This is a genomic window from Pseudomonas grimontii, assembly GCF_007858185.1.
Lineage (GTDB): Bacteria > Pseudomonadota > Gammaproteobacteria > Pseudomonadales > Pseudomonadaceae > Aquipseudomonas > Aquipseudomonas grimontii.
Window position 1 is genome coordinate 55,128 of sequence record NZ_VFES01000027.1, and the last position, 21,615, is coordinate 76,742.

Sequence of the window (21,615 nt, forward strand, 5' to 3'; positions counted from 1 at the left end):
CGCCCATCCCCTCAATGCCCACCAAAGCCAGGAACCAGACCATGCTCAAAGCAGCCATTGCCCTGATGCTGATCGCGACCGTCGTGAGCCTGTTCAGTGGCTTGTTCTTTCTGGTCAAGGACGAGGGCAACTCCAACCGCCTCGTCACTGCCTTGACCGTGCGTGTCGTACTGGCCGTGATCACCGTGGCCTTGATCGCCTGGGGCTTTTTCAGCGGCCAGCTGGTGTCTCACGCGCCTTGGTAAGTCGCCTCACAGCACATAGACGAAGAAAAACAGCCCAATCCACACCACATCCACGAAGTGCCAATACCAACTGGCCGCTTCGAAACCGAACTGATGCTCGGCATTGAAATGCCCGCGCAGGATGCGCATCAGCATCACAAACAAAATGATGGTGCCGATGGTCACGTGGGCGCCGTGAAAGCCCGTGAGCATGAAGAAGGTTGCGCCATACACGCCTGAGCCAAGGGTCAGGCCCAGCTCTTTGTAGGCGTGGATGTATTCCTCGGCCTGGAACCCGAGAAACGCCAGGCCAAGCAGCACGGTGATCGCCAGCCAGATCTTCAGCGCACCGCGATGGCCCTTGCGCAGGGCATGGTGGGCGATGGTGATGGTCACGCTCGAGCTCACCAGCAAAATGGTATTGACCAACGGCAGGCCCCAGGGGCTGATGGTGCCCTCGGGTGCGGGGTACAGCTTTGGATCAGGGTTGTTGAGCAACGGCCAGGCGAACTCGAAACTCGGCCACAGCATGTGCGCGATGCCCTTCGAGCCTTCACCGGCCAACCAGGGCGCAGACATATGCCGCACATAGAACAGCGCACCGAAGAACGCGATAAAGAACATCACCTCGGAAAAGATGAACCAGGTCATGCCCCAGCGAAACGAGCGGTCCATCTGCGCGCTGTACAAACCGGCACGGCTTTCCTTGATCACCGCGCCGAACCAGCCGAACAGCATGTAGGCCAGCAACAGCCCACCGACGAAAAAGATCCACGGCCCGTGGGATTCCGGGCGTGCCGCCTTCAGGTCGTTGAACCACACGGCCAGGCCATACACGGTGACCAGCATGCCAATCGTGGCAATTATCGGCCATTTGCTTTGCGCTGGTACGTAGTACGTATCATGAGTCGACATGTATTCGCTCTCCTGATTGAGCGGGCAAACAGTAGCTAGCCGCCGGTACGGACAGCCACCGGCGGTTGGCGCGCAGTGATATCAAACAGCGTGTACGCCAGGGTCAAATGCTTCACATCCTTGGGCATGTCGCGGTCGACAATAAAACGCACCGGCATCTCGATGCGCTGGCCTGGTTGCAGCACTTGCTGGGTGAAGCAAAAGCATTCGGTCTTGTGGAAGTACATCGCCGCCTCGGCCGGGGAAATGCTTGGCACCGCTTGGGCGGTCATCGGTTTGTCGGTAGGGTTGTAGGCCACGAACAGCATCTCGGTGACTGCGCCGGGGTTGACCACCACCTCGTCAGCCTTGGAGTGAAAATCCCAGACCATGTCGATGGCATTGGTGGACAGGAACTGCACCCGTACCTGCCGCGTGAGGTCGACGACCTGCTCGCCCTCGTATTGCCCGGCCGTCTTGCCGTTGATGCCGAACGCCTTGCACATCACGTCGTAGATCGGCACCAGGGCGAAACCAAAGGCGAACATCGCCACCACCAGGATCAACAGGCGGGTGACCAGGCGCTTGAGGGGCACGGAGTCAGCCATGACATCCCCCTGAAGCGAAGGCGATCAGCGTGTTCATTTGACCTCCGGTGGCGTGGTGAAGGTGTGGTACGGCGCGGGCGAAGGCACGCTCCACTCCAGCCCTTCGGCGCCATCCCACGGCTTGGCCGGTGCCGGCGGGCCGCCACGGATGCACTTGATCACGATAAACAGGAAGAAGATCTGCGTGGCGCCAAACATGAAGGCACCAATGGACGAGACCATGTTGAAGTCGGCGAACTGCAGGTTGTAGTCCGGCACCCGCCGCGGCATGCCGGCCAGCCCCACGAAGTGCATTGGGAAGAACGCCATGTTCATGCCCACGAAAGACAACCAGAAATGCAGCTTGCCCAGGGTTTCGTCGTACATGTGGCCGGTCCATTTCGGCAGCCAGTAGTAGGCCGAGGCGAAGATGCCGAAGATCGCGCCAGGCACCAGTACGTAATGGAAGTGCGCCACCACAAAGTAGGTGTCGTGGTACTGGAAGTCCGCTGGGGCAATCGCCAGCATCAACCCGGAGAAGCCGCCGATGGTGAACAAGATCACGAAGGCCACGGCAAACAGCATCGGTGTCTCGAAGGTCAGCGAGCCTTGCCACATGGTGCTGACCCAGTTGAACACCTTGACCCCCGTAGGTACGGCGATCAGCAGCGTGGCGTACATGAAAAACAGTTCGCCCACCAACGGAATACCCACCACGAACATATGGTGCGCCCACACGATAAACGACAGGAACGCGATGCTCGCCGTGGCGTAGACCATCGACGTATAGCCGAACAACGGTTTGCGCGAGAAGGTCGGGATAATCGAACTGACGGCGCCAAACGCCGGCAGGATCATGATGTACACCTCGGGGTGGCCGAAGAACCAGAACACATGCTGGAACAGCACCGGATCACCGCCACCGGCCGCGCTGAAGAAGCTGGTGCCGAAGTGGATGTCCATCAGCATCATGGTCACGCAGCCGGCCAGTACCGGCATTACCGCGATCAGCAGGAACGCGGTGATCAGCCAGGTCCAGACAAACAGCGGCATCTTCATCAAGGTCATGCCGGGCGCACGCAGGTTGAGGATGGTGGCGACCACATTGATCGCACCCATGATCGAACTGATGCCCATCAAGTGGATGGCGAAGATGAAGAACGTCACGCTTTCCGGTGCGTAGGTGGTAGAGAGCGGGGCGTAGAAGGTCCAGCCGAAATTCGGCCCGCCGCCGGGCGTGAACAGGGTCGAGACCAGCAGCAGGAACGCCGCCGGCAGCAGCCAGAAGCTGAAGTTGTTCATGCGCGGCAAGGCCATGTCCGGCGCGCCGATCATCAGCGGAATCATCCAGTTGGCCAGGCCGACAAACGCCGGCATCACCGCACCGAACACCATGATCAGGCCGTGCATGGTGGTCATCTGGTTGAAAAACGCCGGCTCGACGATCTGCAGGCCAGGCTGGAACAATTCGGCACGGATCACCATGGCGAACGAGCCGCCGAGCAGGAACATGGTGAACGCGAACCACAGGTACATGGTGCCGATGTCTTTATGGTTGGTGGTCAGCACCCAGCGCATCAAACCCTTGGCGGGGCCGTGGGCATGGTCACCGGCGTGGCCATGGTCATCGATCACAGCGCTCATGGCCGTTCTCCTGCAAGCGAGTGGGCGGGGCGGGTCGAGGTAAAAGCGATGAAGTAGGTCATTTGCTTTCCGCCTGCTTGATGGCCAGCACGTCTTTAGGCGTGACCATGTCGCCTTTGTTGTTGCCCCAGGCGTTACGCTCGTAGGTCACTACGGCGGCGATATCGACTTCCGAGAGCTGCTTGCCGAAGGCGGCCATCGCGGTACCAGGCTTGCCGTGATAGACGATGCTGAGGTGGCCTTCCTTGGGTCCGGTGGCAATCTTCGAGCCCTTGAGCGCCGGGAACATCGGCGGCAGGCCCTGGCCTTCGGCCTGGTGACAGGCCACGCAGGTGGTGTGGTAGACCTTGTCGCCACGGGCCACCAGCTCTTCGAGCGTCCACTCTTTGGAGGTCAGCTCCTTGAGCTTGGCGGCCTCTGCCTTGCGTTCGCCGAGCCAGGTGTCGTAGTCGGCCTTGGACTTGACCTCGACCACGATGGGCATGAAACCATGGTCCTTGCCGCACAGTTCGGCGCACTGGCCACGGTAGATGCCGGGCTTCTCGACGCGGGTCCAGGCCTCGTTGACGAAACCCGGGATGGCGTCGCGCTTGACCGCGAAGGCCGGCACCCACCAGGAGTGGATCACGTCGGCGGCGGTTACCAGGAAGCGCACCTTGGCGCCCACCGGCAGCACCAGCGGCTGGTCGACTTCCAGCAGGTAGTGTTCGCCCTTGGTCGCCTGGTTATGGATCTGCTCGGCGGGCGTGGCCAGGTTGCTGAAGAACTCCACATCCTGGCCCAGGTATTTGTAATGCCACTTCCACTGATAGCCGGTGACCTGGATATCGATATCCGACTCACTGCTGTCGTAGATGTTGATCAGGGTCTTGGTCGCCGGAATGGCCATCGCCACCAGGATCAGCAAGGGCACCACGGTCCAGAGAATCTCCACGGTCGTGCTTTCGTGGAATTTGGCCGCGACCTGGCCTGTAGAGCGGCGATGAAGGATCATCGACCAGAACATTGCGCCAAATACGACAATGCCGATCACCACACAGATCCAGAAAATGGTCATGTGCAGGTCAAACACAGCGTGACTGACTTCAGTTGCCCCTGGTGCCATATTCATTGTCCAGGCGGCGTGCGCCTGGCCGAATACTGACCACAACAGAAGGCCCATCCAAACGTGTGGATGTCGCGTCATTGCGGGTTCCCCTTATCGTTCTTGTTATCCCGCCGGTTTGCACCTGCGTCGAAGGGAGCGGCTTCCATACTGCTTACAACCGCTTAGCCTTACCTGCTTATGCAGTCTGGCGTCATCAGCTAATCGCGTACAAACCCGAGTATAGACACGCTCTGCAACCCCGCAATGTGTAGGGGCAAATGAGCAAAAATGAGTGGCCGGGCCTAATAAAACCGGGTGCGGAATCGTTTATCCGACGAACGATGGCAATTCGATATAACGCGGGTGCATAACCATGAAATAATTATGACAAATGCGTCTTAGGCGCTCGTATAAACGAGCTACCTTATGCTGTCCCTATTCCTACACCTGCTTCACTGGAGCCTTCATGAACACCGCCGCATTGCGCGAGCAGATTTCCCTTGCCCATCAACACGAAGCCAGCACCGGCCAACTGGCCAAGCAGCTGGAAGAGCAATTGCCGCACCTGCATTCGGCCATTTCCCTGGTTGACGGTGATCGCAACATCGTCATGACTCGCTTTGTGACCGCCTACATCGAACTCGTCCCGGACTTGCTGGAAGCCGCCAATGACGTGGCACGCGAAGCCGGTATCGAAAGCCAGATCAAGCCGGTGCTGAAGATCGCCGAGCAGTTCTTTCTGCAACCACCGGCTATTCTGGCGGGCCACCTGGGGCTCGACGGCCTGCTCGACGAGGCTTACTTGGCCCATCGCCTGGTTGAAGAAGTCAACGATCTGTATATCAAGCACTTCGGCCAGCCGTTGATTCCAGCAGACACCACCGTGGCCAACCTGATTGCCCATCAGTTGATCGGCGAAGCATTCGCCAACCAGCTGGATGAAGCCGTACACCATGCCGTGGATGAAATGCTCAACGAAGACAGTTTTGCGCTGGAGTCTGTCGAGGCGTATCGCGAGCAGCTGAAAAGCCCGGAAACGGAAGCCGCGTGGAAGCGCTGGCCGTGTCTGTCCCGCCAACTGGGGGTTGAGTTGGCACTGGATCAGCCAGCTTAAATCTTAAATTAGGCCAGAACGAATGTGGGAGGGGCTCGCCCCTCCCACAGATCCGGCTGCCTCAGCCGATTGAGGGCGCCGAGCCGATCCCTGTCGTCGTCCTGACCCGGCCTTCGAGCCTGCGCTTCAACCCACGCGCCTCGATCACCAGCTTCGAGCCCTTGGCCGCATTCGCCCGGCCCCATTCCTCCAGCAACTCCAGGCAGGAATGGTCGATATAGCTCAGGTTACTCAGCGGTACGTGCACGGTGGTGCCCGGCGGCACTGTCGATAGCACCTGGGTCAACGCCGGCACTTTCAGGAAGGTCGCCGCGCCAGTCAAACGCAGCTCCATTTCCCCCTCCTGGGGCAGGTCGATCAGGCTGACTTTCAGGCGCGAGGCCTTGAACGCCAGCTTGACCAGCGTAAGCCCGAAGCCCACCAGCACACCGGTCAGCAGGTCGGTGAAAATGATTGCCAACGCCGTGGCCGCGTAGGTAAACATCGGCATACGCCCATAGCGACCGAGCGCCTTGAAGGCCTTGATATCCACCAGTTTGATCCCGGTGTACACCAATACACCCGCGAGGCTCGCCACCGGAATGCTCTGCAACACGCTCGACAGCAACAACACGAAGCCCAACAGCCATACACCATGGAACATCGCCGACAAGCGCGTGGTAGCACCGGCCTGCACGTTGGCCGAGCTGCGCACGATCACACCGGTCATCGGCAGGGCACCGACCAGGCCGCATAGCATGTTGCCTACACCTTGAGCAGACAATTCCTTGTCGAAGTCGGAACGTTGGCCACTGTGCATGCGGTCGACCGCTGCAGCGGAGAGCAGGGTTTCGGCACTGGCGATAAACGCCACGGCAAACGCGGCGATCAACAACTGGGGGTCGGCCAGGTTCAGCAGGTCACTGGGACGCAGCCAATCGATGGCGTCGGCGAGGTTCTCCGGCACCTCCACACGCTTGACCTGCAACGCCAACACCAGGCTGGTCACCGTTGCCAGGCCCACGCCCAACAGCGCTCCGGGCACGAAGCGCAGGGTTTGCGGACGGAATTTATCCCACAGGTACATCACCAGCATCGTCGACAAACCGAGCAATCCGGCCTGCCAACCCAGGCCGCCGCCCAAGGTTGGAATCGCCTCCACCAGCGCGGCGGGGAAGCCCGCCAGGTTATCCAGCCCTGAGGGCTTGGGCGCACCGTCGAGCATCACATGGATCTGCGATAGCACAATCAATACGCCGATCCCCGCCAGCATCCCGTACACCACCGCCGGCGCCGTGACGCGGAACCAGCAACCCAGGCGCAAACGCCCGGCCACCAGTTGCAGGAAACCCGCCAGCAGCAGGATCGGCCCGAGCATCATCATCCCGTGCTGGCGCACCAACTCGAACACCAATACCGCCAAACCCGCCGCCGGGCCGCTGACCTGCAGCGGCGAACCCGCCAACCAGCCCACCACCAAGCCACCGATAATCCCGGTGATCAGGCCCTTGGCCGGCGGCATGCCGGACGCGATCGCGATCCCCATGCACAGGGGCAGGGCGACCAGAAACACAACCACGGAGGCGAGCAGCTCCCGTGGCAATACAGCTTTCAATTGAGCAGCACGCATGATGGCTCTCCCGAGGCATTCGCCGGGCGCGGCAAAGCCTGGCTGCATCCATGGCAGCCACCGCTTTACCCGGCAGGGAAGTGTTTTAGAAGCGCGCTTTAGGCGTCGCGGATGGAATCGGTCCTTCGCCGCCTAACGGGCGGAACGCTGACTGGTCCGCATCGTAGGCGCGGATTTCGCTGGTCTCGATGTTGTAGATCCAACCGTGAATAAACAGCTGACCATTGGCCATACGCGACGCCACCGAGGGATGGGTACGCAAATGCTGCAGTTGGGCGATGACGTTTTCTTCGGTGAGCACTTTCATGCTCTCGCCTTCGTTGGCACAGTCGCAGTTGTCCTCGACCATGGACTTGGCGACTTCGGCGTGCCGCAGCCAGGCCCTTACCGTCGGCATCTTCTCCAGGCTGGCGGGGTTCAGGACCGCACGCATGGCACCACAATCGGAGTGCCCGCACACGATGATGTGCTGCACGCCCAAGGCCAGTACGGCGTACTCGATGGCAGTGGAAACGCCGCCATTCATCTGCCCATAAGGCGGCACGACGTTACCGACGTTGCGGGTCACGAACAGGTCGCCGGGAGAGCTTTGGGTAATCAGCTCAGGCACGATGCGCGAGTCGGCGCAGGTAATGAACATCGCCCGTGGACTCTGGGCCGTGGCGAGTTTCTTGAAGAGTTCTTCCTGCTGAGGGAAGACGTCGTGATGGAAATGCAAAAAGCCGTCAACGATATGTTTTAGCGCTGCATCGGCAGACTCCGCCACCTGAGGGGCTGAAGCCGACGCAGCCAACGGCTGTTTATCCTTGTCACTCATGATTCATCCTCTTGATTAATGCAGGGGAGTTTTCAGGTCAGTTCGACGCCTGGCGAGTGGAATAGTTGGAAAACTTCACACATCAAGGCGCCGACTCATCAGTCACTCGCTGAACAAGGTAACCACCGAAACTTAACTCAAACTGAATGAACCGCTCTAGATCGCGGGTTTCAGTAATATCAAAACGCGACTATTTCTACAGGAGCGGTGCATTCTTCCTCATAAGTCTACAACAATGCCATCTGCCTGCCCGGTGGACAGAACGCCGTGCAATCCAGATTGAAACCTTCTCGCCGATTCAGCCCCAAGCGTTTGATCGCCTTGCTGAAGCGCTGGGCCAGCAGGTCGGCAAACGGCCCCTCGCCCCGCATGCGTACGCCGAACCGACTGTCGTACACCTCACCACCGCGCACCTGACGTACCAGGCTCATCACATGGGCCGCACGCTGCGGGTAATGCGCCGCCAGCCACTCCTCGAACAGCGGCGCCACCTCCAGCGGCAGGCGCAACATCATGTAGGCCGCACTCTGCGCACCGGCGGCATGGGCTTCGGTGAGCAGGCTTTCCAGCTCGCTGTCGTTGATCATCGGGATCATCGGTGAGCACAGCACGCCCACCGGGATACCCGCCTCGCGCATTACCCGGATGGCCCGCAACCGAGCCTTGGGCGCCGCTGTGCGCGGTTCCAGGATGCGCTTGAGCTCATCATCCAGGCTGGTGAGGCTGATCATCACCGCCACAAGGCGCTGCCTGGCCAGCTCAGCCAGCAGGTCCAGGTCGCGCAGGATCAGCGAGCCCTTGGTAATGATGGTGACCGGGTGCCGATAGCGCAGCAGCACTTCGAGGGTTTGCCGGGTGATCTTGTACTCACGCTCGATAGGCTGGTATGGGTCGGTGTTGGAGCCCAGGTTGATCGGCGCACACACATAGCCCGGCTTCGACAGCTGCTGTTCCAGCACGTCGGCCGCGTTGCTCTTGGCGATCAGCCTGGTTTCAAAATCCAGCCCCGGTGACAGGTCCCAATAGGCGTGGCTGGGCCGTGCATAGCAGTAGATACAGCCAGTGCTTATCCATTAAGTCAACCCCTAGACACCGATGTGTGAGGGTATCACCAGGGAGAGGTAGAAATACCGGGTCTAACAGAAATGAATCGCATCCGCGGCGTGACCTAGGGCCAACGGGCTCATCGGCATTGGCTGCCCAGCTAACAGCAGATGTCGGCTCCTTAACAAGCCTCGACCAGAGCCGAACCTGCCACTACGTCATAGGTTTATGGCTGCAGGTAGTGAATCGTCCCAGCTTTTGAGACACACGATGCCACTTTTGGCTGGGAGTTCCAGGTAGTAGCAGGCCGGAATCGGCCAGATGCGGTCATTGCCCGGTGTCGATAGAATCCTTGGCTACATGACTCTGCTCTGACTTGGGCATCTGTATGCACTTCGATGAATTACTGGCACGGTCGGCCATGCTTGAGGACAGGCTTGTCGGCTTTTTCGCCCTGCCCTTGGTCAATGCCTCCAGTCGCCTGCAGGCAACCCAAGCTCTAGCTAGTCTAGGATTTGAGCACGCCCGGGGCCTGAAGCATCTGGTGGCAGCAGGGCTGTACACCTCTGCTGCAGCATTGCTGCGAGTACAGTACGAATCACTAGTTCGCGCACTGTGGGTGCTTTATGTAGCCAAGGATGGTCAGGCGGATTTAATGCTTGCTGAGCTCACACATGAGACGGCAAAGCAGGCAAGCAAAATCCCTATGCTCAGCCAAATGTTGGAAGAGATTGAGGTGAAAGCTCCGCACGCTCCGGTAGCACACCTAAAGGAGTTTAAGCATTACTCTTGGAGACCTTTGAGTTCCTACGTGCATGGAGGCATCCATGCAGTTAATCGTCACGGAAGGGGGTTTCCGCCAGAGCTGGTTTTAGCAGAGATCCAGCACTCGAATGGTCTGCTCGGAATCGCAGGCAATCTGCTTTTGATCCTTAGTGGTGTACCGCCGGAGACAGGGATGATGGCAGGCATCTACAAGGAGTTCCAAGACTGCTTCCCTGCTAATAACCCACCACACAAGCGTACGGCCGAACCGGCTCATTGACCGTTTGGAGTGGTCAGTTTTCGGCCAAGAGCAGACATTTCTGCGATGTTGAAGAGGCTCGCGCCCTGTTCAGTCTTAGGCCGTCAAGCCCCATGACATTTTTTATATTTCAGGCCAGAGCCACAGGGGCATCGATCATTTCTTCCTACCGCACCGAACATCTGCCCGATAGTAGGTTTCAACGCCTCATAGGCGAGTTGGGCAATGTAATTTGATTGATTTTCAACTTCCTGACGTTGCTCGCCAGTCAACCCGTCAAAATAAGGACCCAAACGTGTCATTTCAGCATCTGCGTCATCGTGCCGCCCGCATAGTGCCAGTATCACCGCATATTGGCTTCGTACCTGAACCAGCCTGTTCACCAGTCCAGCCGTATTTACAATCGGCAAAACGTGCTGCTCCATGACTTCTCTGGCGCCTTCATAGTCTTTCCTGGCGACAAATTCATCCGCCAAATCCTGGCCGACCCGCACCATAGACTCTGGCGCACCGGCCATGTTGTAGAACTTCATCGAATGAATACGGATGAATGGCGTTGGTTTTCCACGCGCTTGAAGGATTATTGCGTACAACTCTAGTGCGTCGGCGAGATGTTTGAGATGTTCATGAACATTTTCTGGGCGTTTTATAATTTTCCATAGCACATCCGCATTTTTACCCATCACATCTGCCGGACGAATACCGAACAGGTCGTAATATCCATCAGTGACCTTCCAGCACAGCGCTTCTGCCTCCTTATATCTCTTTAACTTCCATAGAGCTATGGCATGGTTATAGTCAAATATGCGTTCATGCTCAGCATCGGGCAACTTCGTGATGGCCTGCTCTACAAGCCGCTTAACCTCGTATGCGTTACCATTTTCTGCTGAGAATAATATCCGTTTCATTGCATATGCAATTTGTTCACGAAAATCAAACTTATACTCAATAAGAAGAGCTTCCATGGCCTCAAGTCGCTGGACGATTTTATCAGGACGGCCTTCTCGAAGCTCAGAGAAAACTAGTCCATCCAACGCCCAGAATTTATGAACAGGTTCCAGTGTATCTGAATTCGTTGCTCGTTCTAGACTTGCCAGTATGTCGACGTTAATACCCATCTCATAAAATAGCTCCTCGCCTGAAAGTGCGATGAGTGTCATGACATCGTTGAGTTTGATATAAACCTGGGTCAACAACGCGAATCTTGATGTGTCGCGAGTTTTGTGAAGGCTCACGACCAGCAGCTCTTTCAATGCCATAAGTGCGTTATTTGCCACCGCCGGATCCATAAGCTCCAAGTGCTGCAGCCCCAGTGCTCTGACGGCGTCATGTACCTTCAGCATCTGGTTCCCAAAAATCTCAACGGTGCCGGTGGCCCGCATTTTCTTAAGAATTGAGGCAGCGCCACCTGTGGATACATTTAGTGACTTGACCAGAAGCTCACAAACTTCTTCGCGACTCAACCCCACATCAGTCAGGCTGAACAATGCCAGCGAATCCTGAGTTAACTTATCAAACCCCTGATAAATACGGGTAAGGATGACTTCCTGCGCAGTCTCGACACTGTTTTCCTGCTGCTGAAGTTCAGCGCACAGCACATCGACATTGCCTCCGTATTCTGTGACCGCTATTTTTGCAGCGCTCTGAACATACAGCGGCAGTCCACCGGTATAAGTCCGCAGTTGCTCGTAGCCTTGAGCGGTGGCATAGCCACCGAGATCGTCTACTGCTGCGGCCACCGTATCAATATCCCACCCCAAAAGTGCCTCACGCTGCAGTCCAGTAACAGCTTCCAGCTCGCGGACGTTGTCATGGGGCTGGCACAGCAGGACGAAACGAATGCATTTGGTTGCATTCAGTGTATCGCGCAGATTTTCTACAGGAACACGATGCGCATTATCTAAAATCAGCAGCAGGGTGGCTCCTTGCTGATCCAGAAATGTGTCGAATGTTCTGAGTGCCTCGTAACCACTGGCGCCCGGCAGCAGGATTTTTCGCAGACCATCCCGATCCGGTGTTGCAAATTTCGCTGCCAACTCACGAACCAGTGTGCTCGCCAGAGCAGGGCCCGGAAGGTCGCCGGTGTCATAGTAGGCACACAGCTGAGAGCAGTGTAGAGCTGCCTGCGCTGCCCACGCTGTCTTGCCTGCACCGGATAATCCGCAAATGATACGTACACGCTCGTCGGATGCGAGAGATGGCTCCAGTTTTTGTGGCCTGTAAAACGCTGGAGGTGCGGGGAAATCCTGTAGTTGAACGATGAGTTGCTCAAATAGCGCAGGTAGGTCTTTGGCGTGAAACGCATGCTGTTTGTTCGGGGCACTACCCGTGGCTGCAAGCTGCGCCAGTCCGGCTAGCTTCCATATCAGGGAATCCGGGGACAACAATGAAAAATTCAGCTTCTCCGCTTGGGCGATACACCATGCCGCTGCATCAGTTAGCGACTCCCAGGCGGGCGGAAGTGCCGGGTGGCGTTCAGAAGTAGATTGGGGCCAAACGAAAAGAACATCAGGGGGGAGTTTTTTATCGTTGATAGTCTGCTGGAACTGAACGCTCGGTGCTTGGTTCGCGACGATAACAAAGGCAGCCTCGCCTTTGCGCATCCCCTCAGCATGCTCATTTCGCAGGTTTTCAAAACGCTCTAGGGCGCTTGAAATATCGCTGGGAATGATTGGTTTTGAACGGGTCTTAACCTGCACATAGATTCGTCCCTGATCGGTAACAAGCTCAATATCCTCATCAAGCTCAACCATCACCACATCGACGGCGGCCGCCTGCGCTAATAGCAAGCAACCAACGGTATACAGGTGCTGATATAAGAATCCTCTGTGTACCGCTTCGATGCGTATCAGTTGAGTAACATCTAGCACATCTGGAGTGCTTTTTTCATCGCCTCCCTGCATTTTTTTGATCTCTCGTAATTGCTAAATAGAATAAATTCGAATTAACACTACAACTCATGGAGTCGCCAGCGTACCCGAGCCCCTAGCTTCCGACCAGTCACGGTCTGCCCAGCCACGGCTCAATGATCGCGGTAATTCGCGGGTACTGACTGTCCGAGTTGCAGCTCGCAGATGTCTGCTCCTGGCCGACAGCGGCTATCACCAGAGTCCACTATCGGCCATTTTGCGCACGCAGCGCTCTTACTTACATGCCATCAGTTCGCTTTTTATCCTTCAAGTAATCTGCGTACATGTCAGCAAGCTCAGCCTCTCGGTCGCGATCCTGATCTGTCTCAATCTTGGTTACTGCTACCCAGCCCTCTTCGAATAGCCACTCACCAGGGCGCCGCACCAACGTAACTTCAACGTCCAGATAAAATTCACAACCAGCGTATGGACGATCTTGATCCTGCTCACCCGAGTAAGTAAACGAAACCTCCAGTACCAGTAGGCCTTTGGTTTCATCATACGACGAAGATGTCACCTCAAAATCTTCACACGAATAGTCGTAGGCATTGGTGTCTGCCGCTTCGCCCGATAGCAGGTTATCAATCTCCTCGCAAAATCGCTCGTACACTGGGCTCCCGTAAATAGCATCGGCAGGATCCGACGAACCTAGGGATGGTCTGAAGTAGTTGTGTATTTCTGGCTGACTTCAGCCCCTGCCGATTTTAAAAGCGGCAAATCGATCAAAAACGCTCAGATCACCCGCTTATTTCTGTGTTTTTAGCCGCCGCGAGCACCTCGCGGCAGCCATTTTCCACATTACAGGCGCACCTCTCCTGCATTCGCCAGTAAATGTCGGCGCGCCATCCACAGGTTCGACAGCGCGAACAGCGTCATCAGTTGCGCCGTGTTCTTCGCCAGACCACGGAAGCGCACCTTCACATAACCGAACTGGCGCTTGATCACCCGGAACGGATGCTCGACCTTGGCTCGTACCTGAGCCTTGGCCTTCTCAATCTTGCGCTTGGCTTTGTACAAAGCACTGCGCTTATCAAGCTTCTTGTAAGTACTACGGCGGGCGGCGATCTGCCAGATGACCCCCCGGCCTTCATGTTCAGGGCGTTTCTCGACGCCGGTGTAACCCGCGTCGGCACCGACCATGTTCTCATCGCCGTGCAGCAGCTTATCGACCTGGGTGACATCGGCCACGTTGGCCGCCGTGCCCACCACGCTGTGCACCAAGCCCGACTCATCATCGACACCGATGTGCGCCTTCATGCCGAAGTGGTGAGTCGGCCGCGGGAACTGCCCCCGCAGCCGCTCGCAGAACCGTACGTGACACTCTCGCGTCATACGGCTCCCGTTATCCAACCTTGCTGCCCGGTCACTCGCCAGTGATGAAACAGCCGGGGTACCACAGTCCGCATCTTGTCCAGCCATTGGCTAATGCGCCGCTTGCGCCTATGAAGAGCCTTGTATTTTCGTCGGGCCCAGCGTTCAAGCGCGCGGTCAATGTGCTGGAAGATGCCAAGCATGGCTGTCCGATAGAACGAGCCATAGTATTGCGACCACCCCTGTATCACTGGATTGTAGAGCCGAGCCACGTCGACCAGCGTCACGTGGGTTTGGCGATTGAGTCGCCACCTGCGTACCGCTTGCCGCATCCGCTTTAAGGCATCCGCACTCGCTCCCGGAAGGAAGCTCGTGAAGAGCTGGTCTTGTTTGCTGAGCGCCTTCCTCGGCCTAAAGGTGAAGCCGAGGAAGGTAAAGCTCACATGCGGATAACCTGCGCGACGGTTACTGTCCTTGCAGTACACGACCTTCGATTTCTCGGGGTGCATCGTCAAGCCACAGGCAGCCAGCCGTGAAGCAATGGAGCGCATCACGTACTCCGCTTGCTTTCGACTGCGGCAGTGCACCACCGCATCATCGGCGTAGCGGGCAAACGGGCAGTTGGGGCTGGTACGTTGCATCCAGGTGTCGAAGGCATAGTGCATGAACAGATTCATCAGGAGGGGACTGATCACTCCACCTTGCGGGGTGCCGCGTTCGCGTCGGACGCGCATACCGTGATCCGTTTCGAACGGCGCAACCAGCCACCGCTCGATGTACAGAAGTATCCAGTCCTCCTTGATGTGCAGGCGCACCGCCTTCATCAGCAACCCATGATTGATCTGATCGAAGGCTGCCTTGATATCAAACTCCACCACCCAGTCGTATCGCCAGCAGCGCTCACGCGTGATCGCCACCGCCTGCTTCGCTGATCGTCCCGGCCGGTACCCATAGGAGTCCGAGTGGAAGATCGAGTCCAGCTCCGGCTCGATGAGAAGCTTGACCACGGTTTGCGCGACACGATCACCAACCGTGGGCACTCCCAGCTTGCGCGTGCCTCCCGATGCCTTGGGAATTTCTACTTGCTTGACCGGAGGCGGGAAGTACGACCCCGACGACATCCGATTCCACAGCTTGTAGAGATTCTTAGACAGATCCCGCTCGAAATCGGCGATGGTTTCATCGTCGATGCCGGCAGCACCGCGGTTGGCCCTGACCTGCTGGTAGGCGTCCCATACCGTGCGTTTCGCTATGTCATAAGGTTTCGCCGAGCTCACGCCACTCATCCCCGGAGGTTGGCAACGCTCGTCGGCCGGATAACGCCGCCCCTTCGCTCCACCTCCATTACAGAGGCTTCATCGCTACTACGGGAGGCTCCGCCCCTCGTTCCAGCATCGGTATTCTTCCTCATGGTGTTGGCCATTTGTCATTTTCCTTCGCATCTGGAACAAGGTTCTCACGTTCCGTACCAAAGCCTGTATGAAGATCATGCCGCCTATACACCGGCTGCCATCGGGTCCGTAAGCAGGTAACGCCCCGACTTGTCCTGAAGCCAGTACTCCACCTCAGTTTCGGCAGCACCTTGGGCATAACGATGCGTCATCGGACGGTTTGCTTTCGCTCATCTTCTCCATACTCACCTGCCATCCTCAGGGATGACTTTTCCTCGGTCGCTCACCACCACACCTTTTGGATGCCGCAGCACCGGGTGGTTTGAAGTCCGCTCCTGCAAGCCGACTTCGGAAGGCCTACTTCCATCTTCGGCACAGCAGCACAGGTCATCTGACCTGTGTTCGTGACACACAGTACTGGTTACCCTTCTTGGTCTGATGCATTTCCGGGTCGCGCTTACCGTCCTTGTTCTTGGTCGAACTCGGCGCATTGATCAGCGTGGCATCGACGATCGTGCCTTGGCGCAGCGACAGCCCTCGGTCGCCCAGATAGCCATTGATGACAGCCAAGATGCCGGCGGCTAGTTCGTGCTTCTCCAGCAAACGACGGAAGTTGAGGATGGTGGTTTCATCGGGGATACGCTCCAAGCTCAGCCCCGCGAACTGGCGCAGGATGGTGGTCTCGTACAGCGCCTCTTCCATCGCTGGATCGCTGTAACCGAACCAGTTTTGCATCAGGTGCACGCGCAGCATCGCCATCAGCGGATAGGCCGGACGACCGCCTTCACCCTTGGGATAATGCGGCTCGATCAAGGCAATCAAACCCTTCCACGGCACCACCCGATCCATCTCGATCAGGAACAACTCTTTGCGGGTTTGTTTGCGCTTACCGGCGTACTCGGCGTCGGCGAAGGTCATCTGCTTCATCGGGAAACTCGGTGGGTGGAATCCGGGTATTTTGCCAAAATCTGGAAGTCTTCTTCAGAGTTTCCCTAGCATTAAGCTGGGCGCGACAACAGACGTCTAGTTGGGCGGCACCTGAAGGTTTCGACCAGCCACATAACGGCCTAGGTCAATCGACGGGCAAGAATAGAATGTCTCCTATAGTCCGCTAGTGTGCGCTCTCTTGCTTGGATGGCATTACGTTCTGGCCCAACGTTACTGTAGCGAATCCGCAGCAGTATCAATCAAAGCCTCCTGTATCCCGCGTGAAGAAAGACGCTACGTTGCGCCCGTTCTTCCACGGCTTCGCTTGCCGCCCCGCTACGGCAGATTCGAAGTATTCATCGAAATGTCATCCTTTAGAAGCAGTGCGGTAACAAGGAATTTCTACCCTTTGCATCGCGAACCGCAATTGTGCGGCCAGCAATATTGCGAAAGGTGATCAAATGACGCCCCATCCGATACAGGACGCCGTGCTGCGGGTCGACCGGTTGAGCGTCGTCTATCCAGGCGGCGTGACAGCCCTACGCGATACCTCGATTGCATTTCGGCGTGGTGAGTTCACCGTGCTGCTTGGTCTCTCGGGCGCAGGCAAGTCGACCTTGCTCCGTAGTCTCAATCGACTCGTCACGCCCACTGGCGGCAGTGTCACCAGCGAACTCGGTGAACTCGGCAGCGGCTCGGCCTTGCGTCAGCATCGTCGGCGTACCGCCATGATCTTTCAGCACCACCAGCTAATCGAACGTCAAAGCGCACTGGCTAATGTGCTTACCGGTCGGCTGGCCTTTCACAACACGCTCCGCTCGCTGTTTCCTCTGCCGCGTGCCGATCAGGAGATTGCGCTCAGTTGCCTCGCTCGGGTCGGTCTGGCAGACAAGGCGCTAAGCCGGGTGGACAAACTGTCCGGTGGCCAGCAGCAGCGGGTAGGCATCGCGCGTGCGCTAGCGCAACAGCCGGCGATCATTCTGGCCGATGAGCCGGTAGCCAGTCTCGACCCGGCCACTTCGGTCCGTGTTCTCGGATTGCTGCGCGACATCTGCAAGGAAGACGGCATCACCGCCATCGTTTCGCTGCATCAACTCGAATATGCCCGCCGCTTCGCCGATCGCGTCGTCGGGCTGGCCGATTCTCAGATTGTTTTCGATGCCGCGCCCTCGGAACTCACCGATGCGCAGCTTGAGCGCATCTATGCAGGCCGCTCTACGACTCAGCCAGCGAATGCTCCGGCTGAACCACCTGTCATGCTCGAACCTTCACTGGAGATGTCCCGATGAAACGCTTATCCGCGCTCTTATTGACTTGCTTGCTGTCCGCTGTTTCAAGTTTGTCCGCCCTAGCGGCCGATGCCGATCCGGATGTGCTAAAGGTTGCCCTGCTGCCGGACGAAAACGCCTCCGAGCTGATCAAGCGTAACCAGCCGCTGAAGGATTATCTGGAAGAGCATCTGGACAAGAAGGTGCAGCTGATCGTAACCACCGACTATTCCTCGATGATTGAGGCGATGCGCTTTGGCCGTATCGACCTGGCGTATTTCGGTCCGCTGTCCTACGTCATGGCCAAAAGCAAAAGCGACATCGAGCCCTTCGCTGCCATGGTCATCGACGGCAAGCCGACCTATCGCTCGGTGATTATCGCCAATGTGGCGTCAGGCGTGAATGAGTATGCCGACCTTAAGGGCAAGAAGATGGCCTATGGTGACCGGGCATCGACGTCCAGCCATTTGATTCCCAAAACCGTGCTTCTTGAGACGGCCGATTTGACGGGTGGGCAGGACTACGAACAACATTTTGTGGGCACGCATGACGCCGTTGCCGTCAACGTGGCGAACGGCAACGCCGATGCGGGTGGGCTGTCGGAGGTAATTTTCAATCACGTAGCCGAACGTGGCCTAATCGATCCGAGCAAGGTGAAAGTACTTGGTTACAGCGGCGAATACCCCCAGTACCCCTGGGCGATGCGCTCGAACCTGAGCCCCGAGCTGAAAACCAAGGTGCGGGATGTATTCGTCGGTATCGACGATCCCGAAGTGCTGCGCAACTTCAAGGCCGAGGCCTTCGCGCCAATCACCGACGCCGACTACGATGTGATCCGCAACATGGGATCGCTGCTCGGCCTCGACTTCGCCACGATGTGAGCACCGATATGTCTACTCATTACGACGTGCAGGCGCTGCCTGCAGAGCAACGCGAGCACATCCTTCGAGGCTTCGGCCTCGGTTGGTGGCGCCAGCTGGGGCAGGTGGCGATTGTATTCGGAGTGGTGCTGTTGGCCTGCTGGTACGTGGGGCTGCTCGATGCCACCACGCTGCTGAACGGGCTGCCCTCCATCGCGACCCTGGCAGGCGAGGCCATGCCGCCAGACTTTTCGGGCTATCGAAGCTGGATTCGCCCCTTGATCGACACCTTGGCGATGAGCATCGCCGGTACGGCCATCGCAGTGGTGTTCTCGCTGGTGGTGGCCTTCGTTGCAGCGCGCAATACGGCGCCGCACCCCCTTGTGTTCGGTGTTGCCCGGGTGCTGCTCAATGCCCTGCGGTCGGTGCCGGAGCTGATCATGGGCATCATCTTCGTTGCAGCCGTAGGGTTCGGCGCCTTGCCGGGCGTGCTTGCCCTGGGTCTGCATTCGGTCGGCATGGTCGGCAAGTTCTTCGCCGAGGCCATCGAGCACGTCGACGAAGCGCCGGTGGAAGCCGCTCGGGCGGCGGGGGCTACGCCGATGCAAGTGCTGCTGCACGCGGTTTTGCCACAGGTGACGCCGCAGTTCGCCGACGTGGCGATCTACCGCTGGGAATACAACTTTCGCGCCTCCACCGTGATGGGCATGGTTGGCGCCGGCGGTATCGGCTTCGAACTCATGGGCTCGCTGCGCATCATGCAGTACCAGGAGGTTGCAGCAATCCTGCTGGTCATCCTGGCCATGGTCACGCTAGTAGACGCCTTCAGTGGCGTGCTGCGCAAACGTTTCAAATAGGACAAACCATGCTGCCGAAACTCGTTATAACTCACCGAGTACACGATGAGATCCTGCAACTGCTGGCGCCACATTGCGAGCTGATGACCAACCAGACCGACAGCACGCTGACGCGCGAGGAAATTCTGCGCCGCTGCCGCGATGCTCAGGCGATGATGGCGTTCATGCCCGATCGGGTCGATGCAGACTTTCTTCAAGCCTGCCCTGAGCTGCGTGTAGTCGGCTGCGCGCTCAAGGGCTTCGACAATTTCGATGTGGACGCCTGTACTGCCCGCGGGGTCTGGCTGACCTTCGTGCCTGATCTGTTGACGGTCCCGACTGCCGAGCTGGCGATCGGACTGGCGGTGGGGCTGGGGCGGCATCTGCGGGCAGCAGATGCGTTCGTCCGCTCTGGCGAGTTCCAGGGCTGGCAACCACAGTTCTACGGCACGGGGCTGGATAACGCTACGGTCGGCATCCTTGGCATGGGCGCCATCGGACTGGCCATGGCTGATCGCTTGCAGGGATGGGGCGCGACCCTGCAGTACCACGAGGCGAAGGCTCTGGATACACAAACCGAGCAACGGCTCGGCCTGCGCCAGGTGGCGTGCAGCGAACTCTTCGCCAGCTCGGACTTCATCCTGCTGGCGCTTCCCTTGAATGCCGATACCCAGCATCTGGTCAACGCCGAGCTGCTTGCCCTCGTACGGCCGGGCGCTCTGCTTGTAAACCCCTGTCGTGGTTCGGTAGTGGATGAAGCCGCCGTGCTCGCGGCGCTTGAGCGAGGCCAGCTCGGCGGGTATGCGGCGGATGTATTCGAAATGGAAGACTGGGCTCGCGCGGACCGGCCGCGGCTGATCGATCCTGCGCTGCTCGCGCATCCGAATACGCTGTTCACTCCGCACATAGGGTCGGCAGTGCGCGCGGTGCGCCTGGAGATTGAACGTTGTGCAGCGCAGAACATCATCCAGGTATTGGCAGGTGCGCGCCCAATCAACGCTGCGAACCGTCTGCCCAAGGCCGAGCCTGCCGCATGTTGAATCCGGTCTGGCTGAAGAGCCTGGTAGCGATCGTTCAAACAGGCAGTTTTCAGAGCGCGGCGAGGGCGTTGGGGCTGGCCCAGCCGACGGTGTCGCAGCACTTGCAGAAGCTTGAAGAGCAGGTCGGCGTAACGCTGGTGCAGCGCAGTCGTAGCGGCTGCCAGCCTACCACACGGGCGCTGGCCTTCATGCCGCATGCGACCGCCTTGCTCGACATGCACGCCCGGGCGCTAGAAGCCCTGCATGGCAATCGTGAGCGCGTCGGGGCCAGCTCCAACATCGGCACCTACCTTCTCCAGCCATTCGTGCGCAACTATCTGACGACCGCAAATGAGAGGGGCGAGGTGGATCTGCGCATCGCCGCCAACCCGGATGTGGCCGACCAGCTACTGGCGGGCCAGCTCGACGCCGCGATCATGGAATGGTGGCTACCTCACCCCGACTTCGAACACCGCCTCTGGCGGGTCGAGCCGCTGGTGCTTATCGTCAGCCCCGACCATGCGCTGGCTGAAGCAGGGTGCATAGAACGTGATCGTCTGGTGGACCTGCCGATGCTGGGAGGTGAACCGGGTAGCGGTACCGGACGGCTTCTGACCGAATACTTTGGCGAACTGGGCGTGCCTCGCAGCGGTATGCAGCTAGGCAGCACCGAGGCAGTCAAACAAGCAGTGAGGGCGGGACTCGGCGTGTCGTTGGTGATGGCTTCCGCAGTACAAGACGAAGTTCGCAGTGGCGCGCTGGTAGCTCTTCCCATCCCGGGGCTTGAAAAGCGTCTCCAACTGATCTGGCGCAAACCTCCCGGAAATCTGCACCCGCCGGGATTTGTGCGGCACTTATTGGAGGAGGCAGATCTAGCTGGATAAGGTGATGGATGGTTGCGATCCAGCGCTTGGCTTGTCAGCCTAGGGAAACTCTGAAAAAGACTTTCTGATTTGGCAAAATACCGCGACCCCACCCACCGAGTTTCCCGATGAAGCAGATGACCTTCGCCGACGCCGAGTACGCTGGCAAGCGCAAGCAAACCCGCAA

At 58.2% G+C, this 21,615-nt stretch carries 17 protein-coding genes and 3 pseudogenes; 8 read left to right on the top strand and 12 right to left on the bottom strand.

The annotated features are described in order from the left end of the window. Positions 1-41: 41 nt before the first annotated feature. Positions 42-245, top strand: coding sequence for a twin transmembrane helix small protein (locus tag FIV39_RS28820; RefSeq protein WP_016978774.1), 204 nt, complete (start codon positions 42-44; stop codon positions 243-245). A 6-nt stretch (positions 246-251) separates the two neighbouring features. On the opposite strand, the gene FIV39_RS28825 is transcribed toward FIV39_RS28820, so the two are convergent. Genes FIV39_RS28825 through coxB form a run of 4 tightly spaced genes read right to left on the bottom strand, consistent with a single transcriptional unit; the run spans position 252 to position 4,535 of the window. Beyond that, the gene (locus FIV39_RS28825; protein ID WP_053127337.1) at positions 252-1,139 is read right to left on the bottom strand and encodes a cytochrome c oxidase subunit 3; all 888 of its coding nucleotides are present in this window, start codon (positions 1,137-1,139) and stop codon (positions 252-254) included. A 35-nt stretch (positions 1,140-1,174) separates the two neighbouring features. Beyond that, a complete protein-coding gene (locus FIV39_RS28830) occupies positions 1,175-1,726 on the bottom strand; it encodes a cytochrome c oxidase assembly protein (protein ID WP_090401275.1) in 552 nt (183 codons plus the stop codon). A 33-nt stretch (positions 1,727-1,759) separates the two neighbouring features. Beyond that, positions 1,760-3,349 (bottom strand): cytochrome c oxidase subunit I, encoded by a 1,590-nt coding sequence (gene ctaD / locus FIV39_RS28835; RefSeq protein WP_024072609.1) that lies wholly within the window; start codon positions 3,347-3,349, stop codon positions 1,760-1,762. Between the two features lie 58 nt (positions 3,350-3,407). Beyond that, positions 3,408-4,535: a cytochrome c oxidase subunit II gene (gene coxB, locus FIV39_RS28840; RefSeq protein ID WP_090401276.1), complete on the bottom strand. Its 1,128-nt coding sequence runs from the start codon at positions 4,533-4,535 to the stop codon at positions 3,408-3,410. 367 nt (positions 4,536-4,902) lie between these two features. On the opposite strand from coxB, the gene FIV39_RS28845 reads away from it, so the two are divergent. Then, positions 4,903-5,550, top strand: coding sequence for a hypothetical protein (locus FIV39_RS28845; protein WP_090401277.1), 648 nt, complete (start codon positions 4,903-4,905; stop codon positions 5,548-5,550). Positions 5,551-5,611: 61 nt separating this feature from the next. Here FIV39_RS28845 and FIV39_RS28850 read toward each other — a convergent pair whose 3' ends face one another. The 3 genes and pseudogenes from FIV39_RS28850 to FIV39_RS28865 form a co-directional block, all read right to left on the bottom strand. Further along, on the bottom strand, positions 5,612-7,159 hold the full coding sequence (locus FIV39_RS28850; RefSeq protein WP_090401278.1) for a SulP family inorganic anion transporter: 1,548 nt from the start codon (positions 7,157-7,159) through the stop codon (positions 5,612-5,614). Between the two features lie 85 nt (positions 7,160-7,244). Next, positions 7,245-7,976 carry a carbonic anhydrase gene (locus tag FIV39_RS28855; protein ID WP_090401279.1) on the bottom strand — a complete coding sequence of 244 codons (732 nt, stop codon included), beginning with the start codon at positions 7,974-7,976 and terminating at the stop codon, positions 7,245-7,247. Between the two features lie 227 nt (positions 7,977-8,203). Further along, positions 8,204-9,037 (bottom strand): annotated as a pseudogene (locus FIV39_RS28865) (PA0069 family radical SAM protein); the annotation flags it as partial. Between the two features lie 371 nt (positions 9,038-9,408). Here FIV39_RS28865 and FIV39_RS28870 point away from each other — a divergent pair. Then, positions 9,409-10,065 (top strand): DUF6988 family protein, encoded by a 657-nt coding sequence (locus tag FIV39_RS28870; protein ID WP_090401280.1) that lies wholly within the window; start codon positions 9,409-9,411, stop codon positions 10,063-10,065. Positions 10,066-10,148: 83 nt separating this feature from the next. Here FIV39_RS28870 and FIV39_RS28875 read toward each other — a convergent pair whose 3' ends face one another. The 5 genes and pseudogenes from FIV39_RS28875 to FIV39_RS28900 all read right to left on the bottom strand — a co-directional run. Continuing rightward, complete coding sequence (locus FIV39_RS28875; RefSeq protein WP_033987773.1) at positions 10,149-12,947, bottom strand: SEC-C metal-binding domain-containing protein; 2,799 nt, start codon at positions 12,945-12,947, stop codon at positions 10,149-10,151. A 244-nt stretch (positions 12,948-13,191) separates the two neighbouring features. Further along, positions 13,192-13,563 (bottom strand): hypothetical protein, encoded by a 372-nt coding sequence (locus FIV39_RS28880; protein ID WP_051488632.1) that lies wholly within the window; start codon positions 13,561-13,563, stop codon positions 13,192-13,194. Positions 13,564-13,751: 188 nt separating this feature from the next. Beyond that, positions 13,752-14,222 (bottom strand): annotated as a pseudogene (locus tag FIV39_RS28885) (IS5 family transposase); the annotation flags it as partial. 59 nt (positions 14,223-14,281) lie between these two features. After that, the gene (gene ltrA, locus FIV39_RS28890) at positions 14,282-15,550 is read right to left on the bottom strand and encodes a group II intron reverse transcriptase/maturase (protein ID WP_010466266.1); all 1,269 of its coding nucleotides are present in this window, start codon (positions 15,548-15,550) and stop codon (positions 14,282-14,284) included. A gap of 519 nt (positions 15,551-16,069) precedes the next feature. Then, a pseudogene (locus FIV39_RS28900) lies at positions 16,070-16,582 on the bottom strand (IS5-like element ISPre1 family transposase); the annotation flags it as partial. Positions 16,583-17,043: 461 nt separating this feature from the next. Here FIV39_RS28900 and phnC point away from each other — a divergent pair. The 5 genes from phnC to FIV39_RS28925 are packed head-to-tail and all read left to right on the top strand — an operon-like array spanning position 17,044 to position 21,449. Then, a complete protein-coding gene (gene phnC, locus FIV39_RS28905; RefSeq protein ID WP_003118432.1) occupies positions 17,044-17,871 on the top strand; it encodes a phosphonate ABC transporter ATP-binding protein in 828 nt (275 codons plus the stop codon). Then, positions 17,868-18,731, top strand: a complete 864-nt coding sequence (gene phnD / locus FIV39_RS28910) for a phosphate/phosphite/phosphonate ABC transporter substrate-binding protein (protein ID WP_010466255.1) — start codon at positions 17,868-17,870, stop codon at positions 18,729-18,731. The genes phnC and phnD overlap by 4 nt, the downstream gene beginning before the upstream one ends. Positions 18,732-18,739: 8 nt before the next feature. Further along, positions 18,740-19,567, top strand: a complete 828-nt coding sequence (phnE, locus tag FIV39_RS28915; protein ID WP_010466252.1) for a phosphonate ABC transporter, permease protein PhnE — start codon at positions 18,740-18,742, stop codon at positions 19,565-19,567. Between the two features lie 8 nt (positions 19,568-19,575). After that, positions 19,576-20,586 (top strand): phosphonate dehydrogenase PtxD, encoded by a 1,011-nt coding sequence (gene ptxD / locus FIV39_RS28920; protein WP_003118429.1) that lies wholly within the window; start codon positions 19,576-19,578, stop codon positions 20,584-20,586. Then, positions 20,580-21,449 carry a LysR family transcriptional regulator gene (locus FIV39_RS28925; RefSeq protein ID WP_010466239.1) on the top strand — a complete coding sequence of 290 codons (870 nt, stop codon included), beginning with the start codon at positions 20,580-20,582 and terminating at the stop codon, positions 21,447-21,449. The genes ptxD and FIV39_RS28925 overlap by 7 nt, the downstream gene beginning before the upstream one ends. Positions 21,450-21,615: the final 166 nt, after the last annotated feature.

Coding starts and splice junctions, on each gene's coding strand:
- phnD (WP_010466255.1), top strand. CDS start 17,868: ATGAAACGCTTATCCGCGCTCTTATTGACTTGCTTGCTGTCCGCTGTT.
- ltrA (WP_010466266.1), bottom strand. CDS start 15,550: ATGAGTGGCGTGAGCTCGGCGAAACCTTATGACATAGCGAAACGCACG.
- coxB (WP_090401276.1), bottom strand. CDS start 4,535: ATGACGCGACATCCACACGTTTGGATGGGCCTTCTGTTGTGGTCAGTA.
- phnE (WP_010466252.1), top strand. CDS start 18,740: ATGTCTACTCATTACGACGTGCAGGCGCTGCCTGCAGAGCAACGCGAG.
- FIV39_RS28820 (WP_016978774.1), top strand. CDS start 42: ATGCTCAAAGCAGCCATTGCCCTGATGCTGATCGCGACCGTCGTGAGC.
- FIV39_RS28855 (WP_090401279.1), bottom strand. CDS start 7,976: ATGAGTGACAAGGATAAACAGCCGTTGGCTGCGTCGGCTTCAGCCCCT.
- FIV39_RS28875 (WP_033987773.1), bottom strand. CDS start 12,947: ATGCAGGGAGGCGATGAAAAAAGCACTCCAGATGTGCTAGATGTTACT.
- FIV39_RS28825 (WP_053127337.1), bottom strand. CDS start 1,139: ATGTCGACTCATGATACGTACTACGTACCAGCGCAAAGCAAATGGCCG.
- phnC (WP_003118432.1), top strand. CDS start 17,044: ATGACGCCCCATCCGATACAGGACGCCGTGCTGCGGGTCGACCGGTTG.
- FIV39_RS28830 (WP_090401275.1), bottom strand. CDS start 1,726: ATGGCTGACTCCGTGCCCCTCAAGCGCCTGGTCACCCGCCTGTTGATC.
- ptxD (WP_003118429.1), top strand. CDS start 19,576: ATGCTGCCGAAACTCGTTATAACTCACCGAGTACACGATGAGATCCTG.
- FIV39_RS28850 (WP_090401278.1), bottom strand. CDS start 7,159: ATGCGTGCTGCTCAATTGAAAGCTGTATTGCCACGGGAGCTGCTCGCC.
- FIV39_RS28925 (WP_010466239.1), top strand. CDS start 20,580: ATGTTGAATCCGGTCTGGCTGAAGAGCCTGGTAGCGATCGTTCAAACA.
- FIV39_RS28870 (WP_090401280.1), top strand. CDS start 9,409: ATGCACTTCGATGAATTACTGGCACGGTCGGCCATGCTTGAGGACAGG.
- ctaD (WP_024072609.1), bottom strand. CDS start 3,349: ATGAGCGCTGTGATCGATGACCATGGCCACGCCGGTGACCATGCCCAC.
- FIV39_RS28845 (WP_090401277.1), top strand. CDS start 4,903: ATGAACACCGCCGCATTGCGCGAGCAGATTTCCCTTGCCCATCAACAC.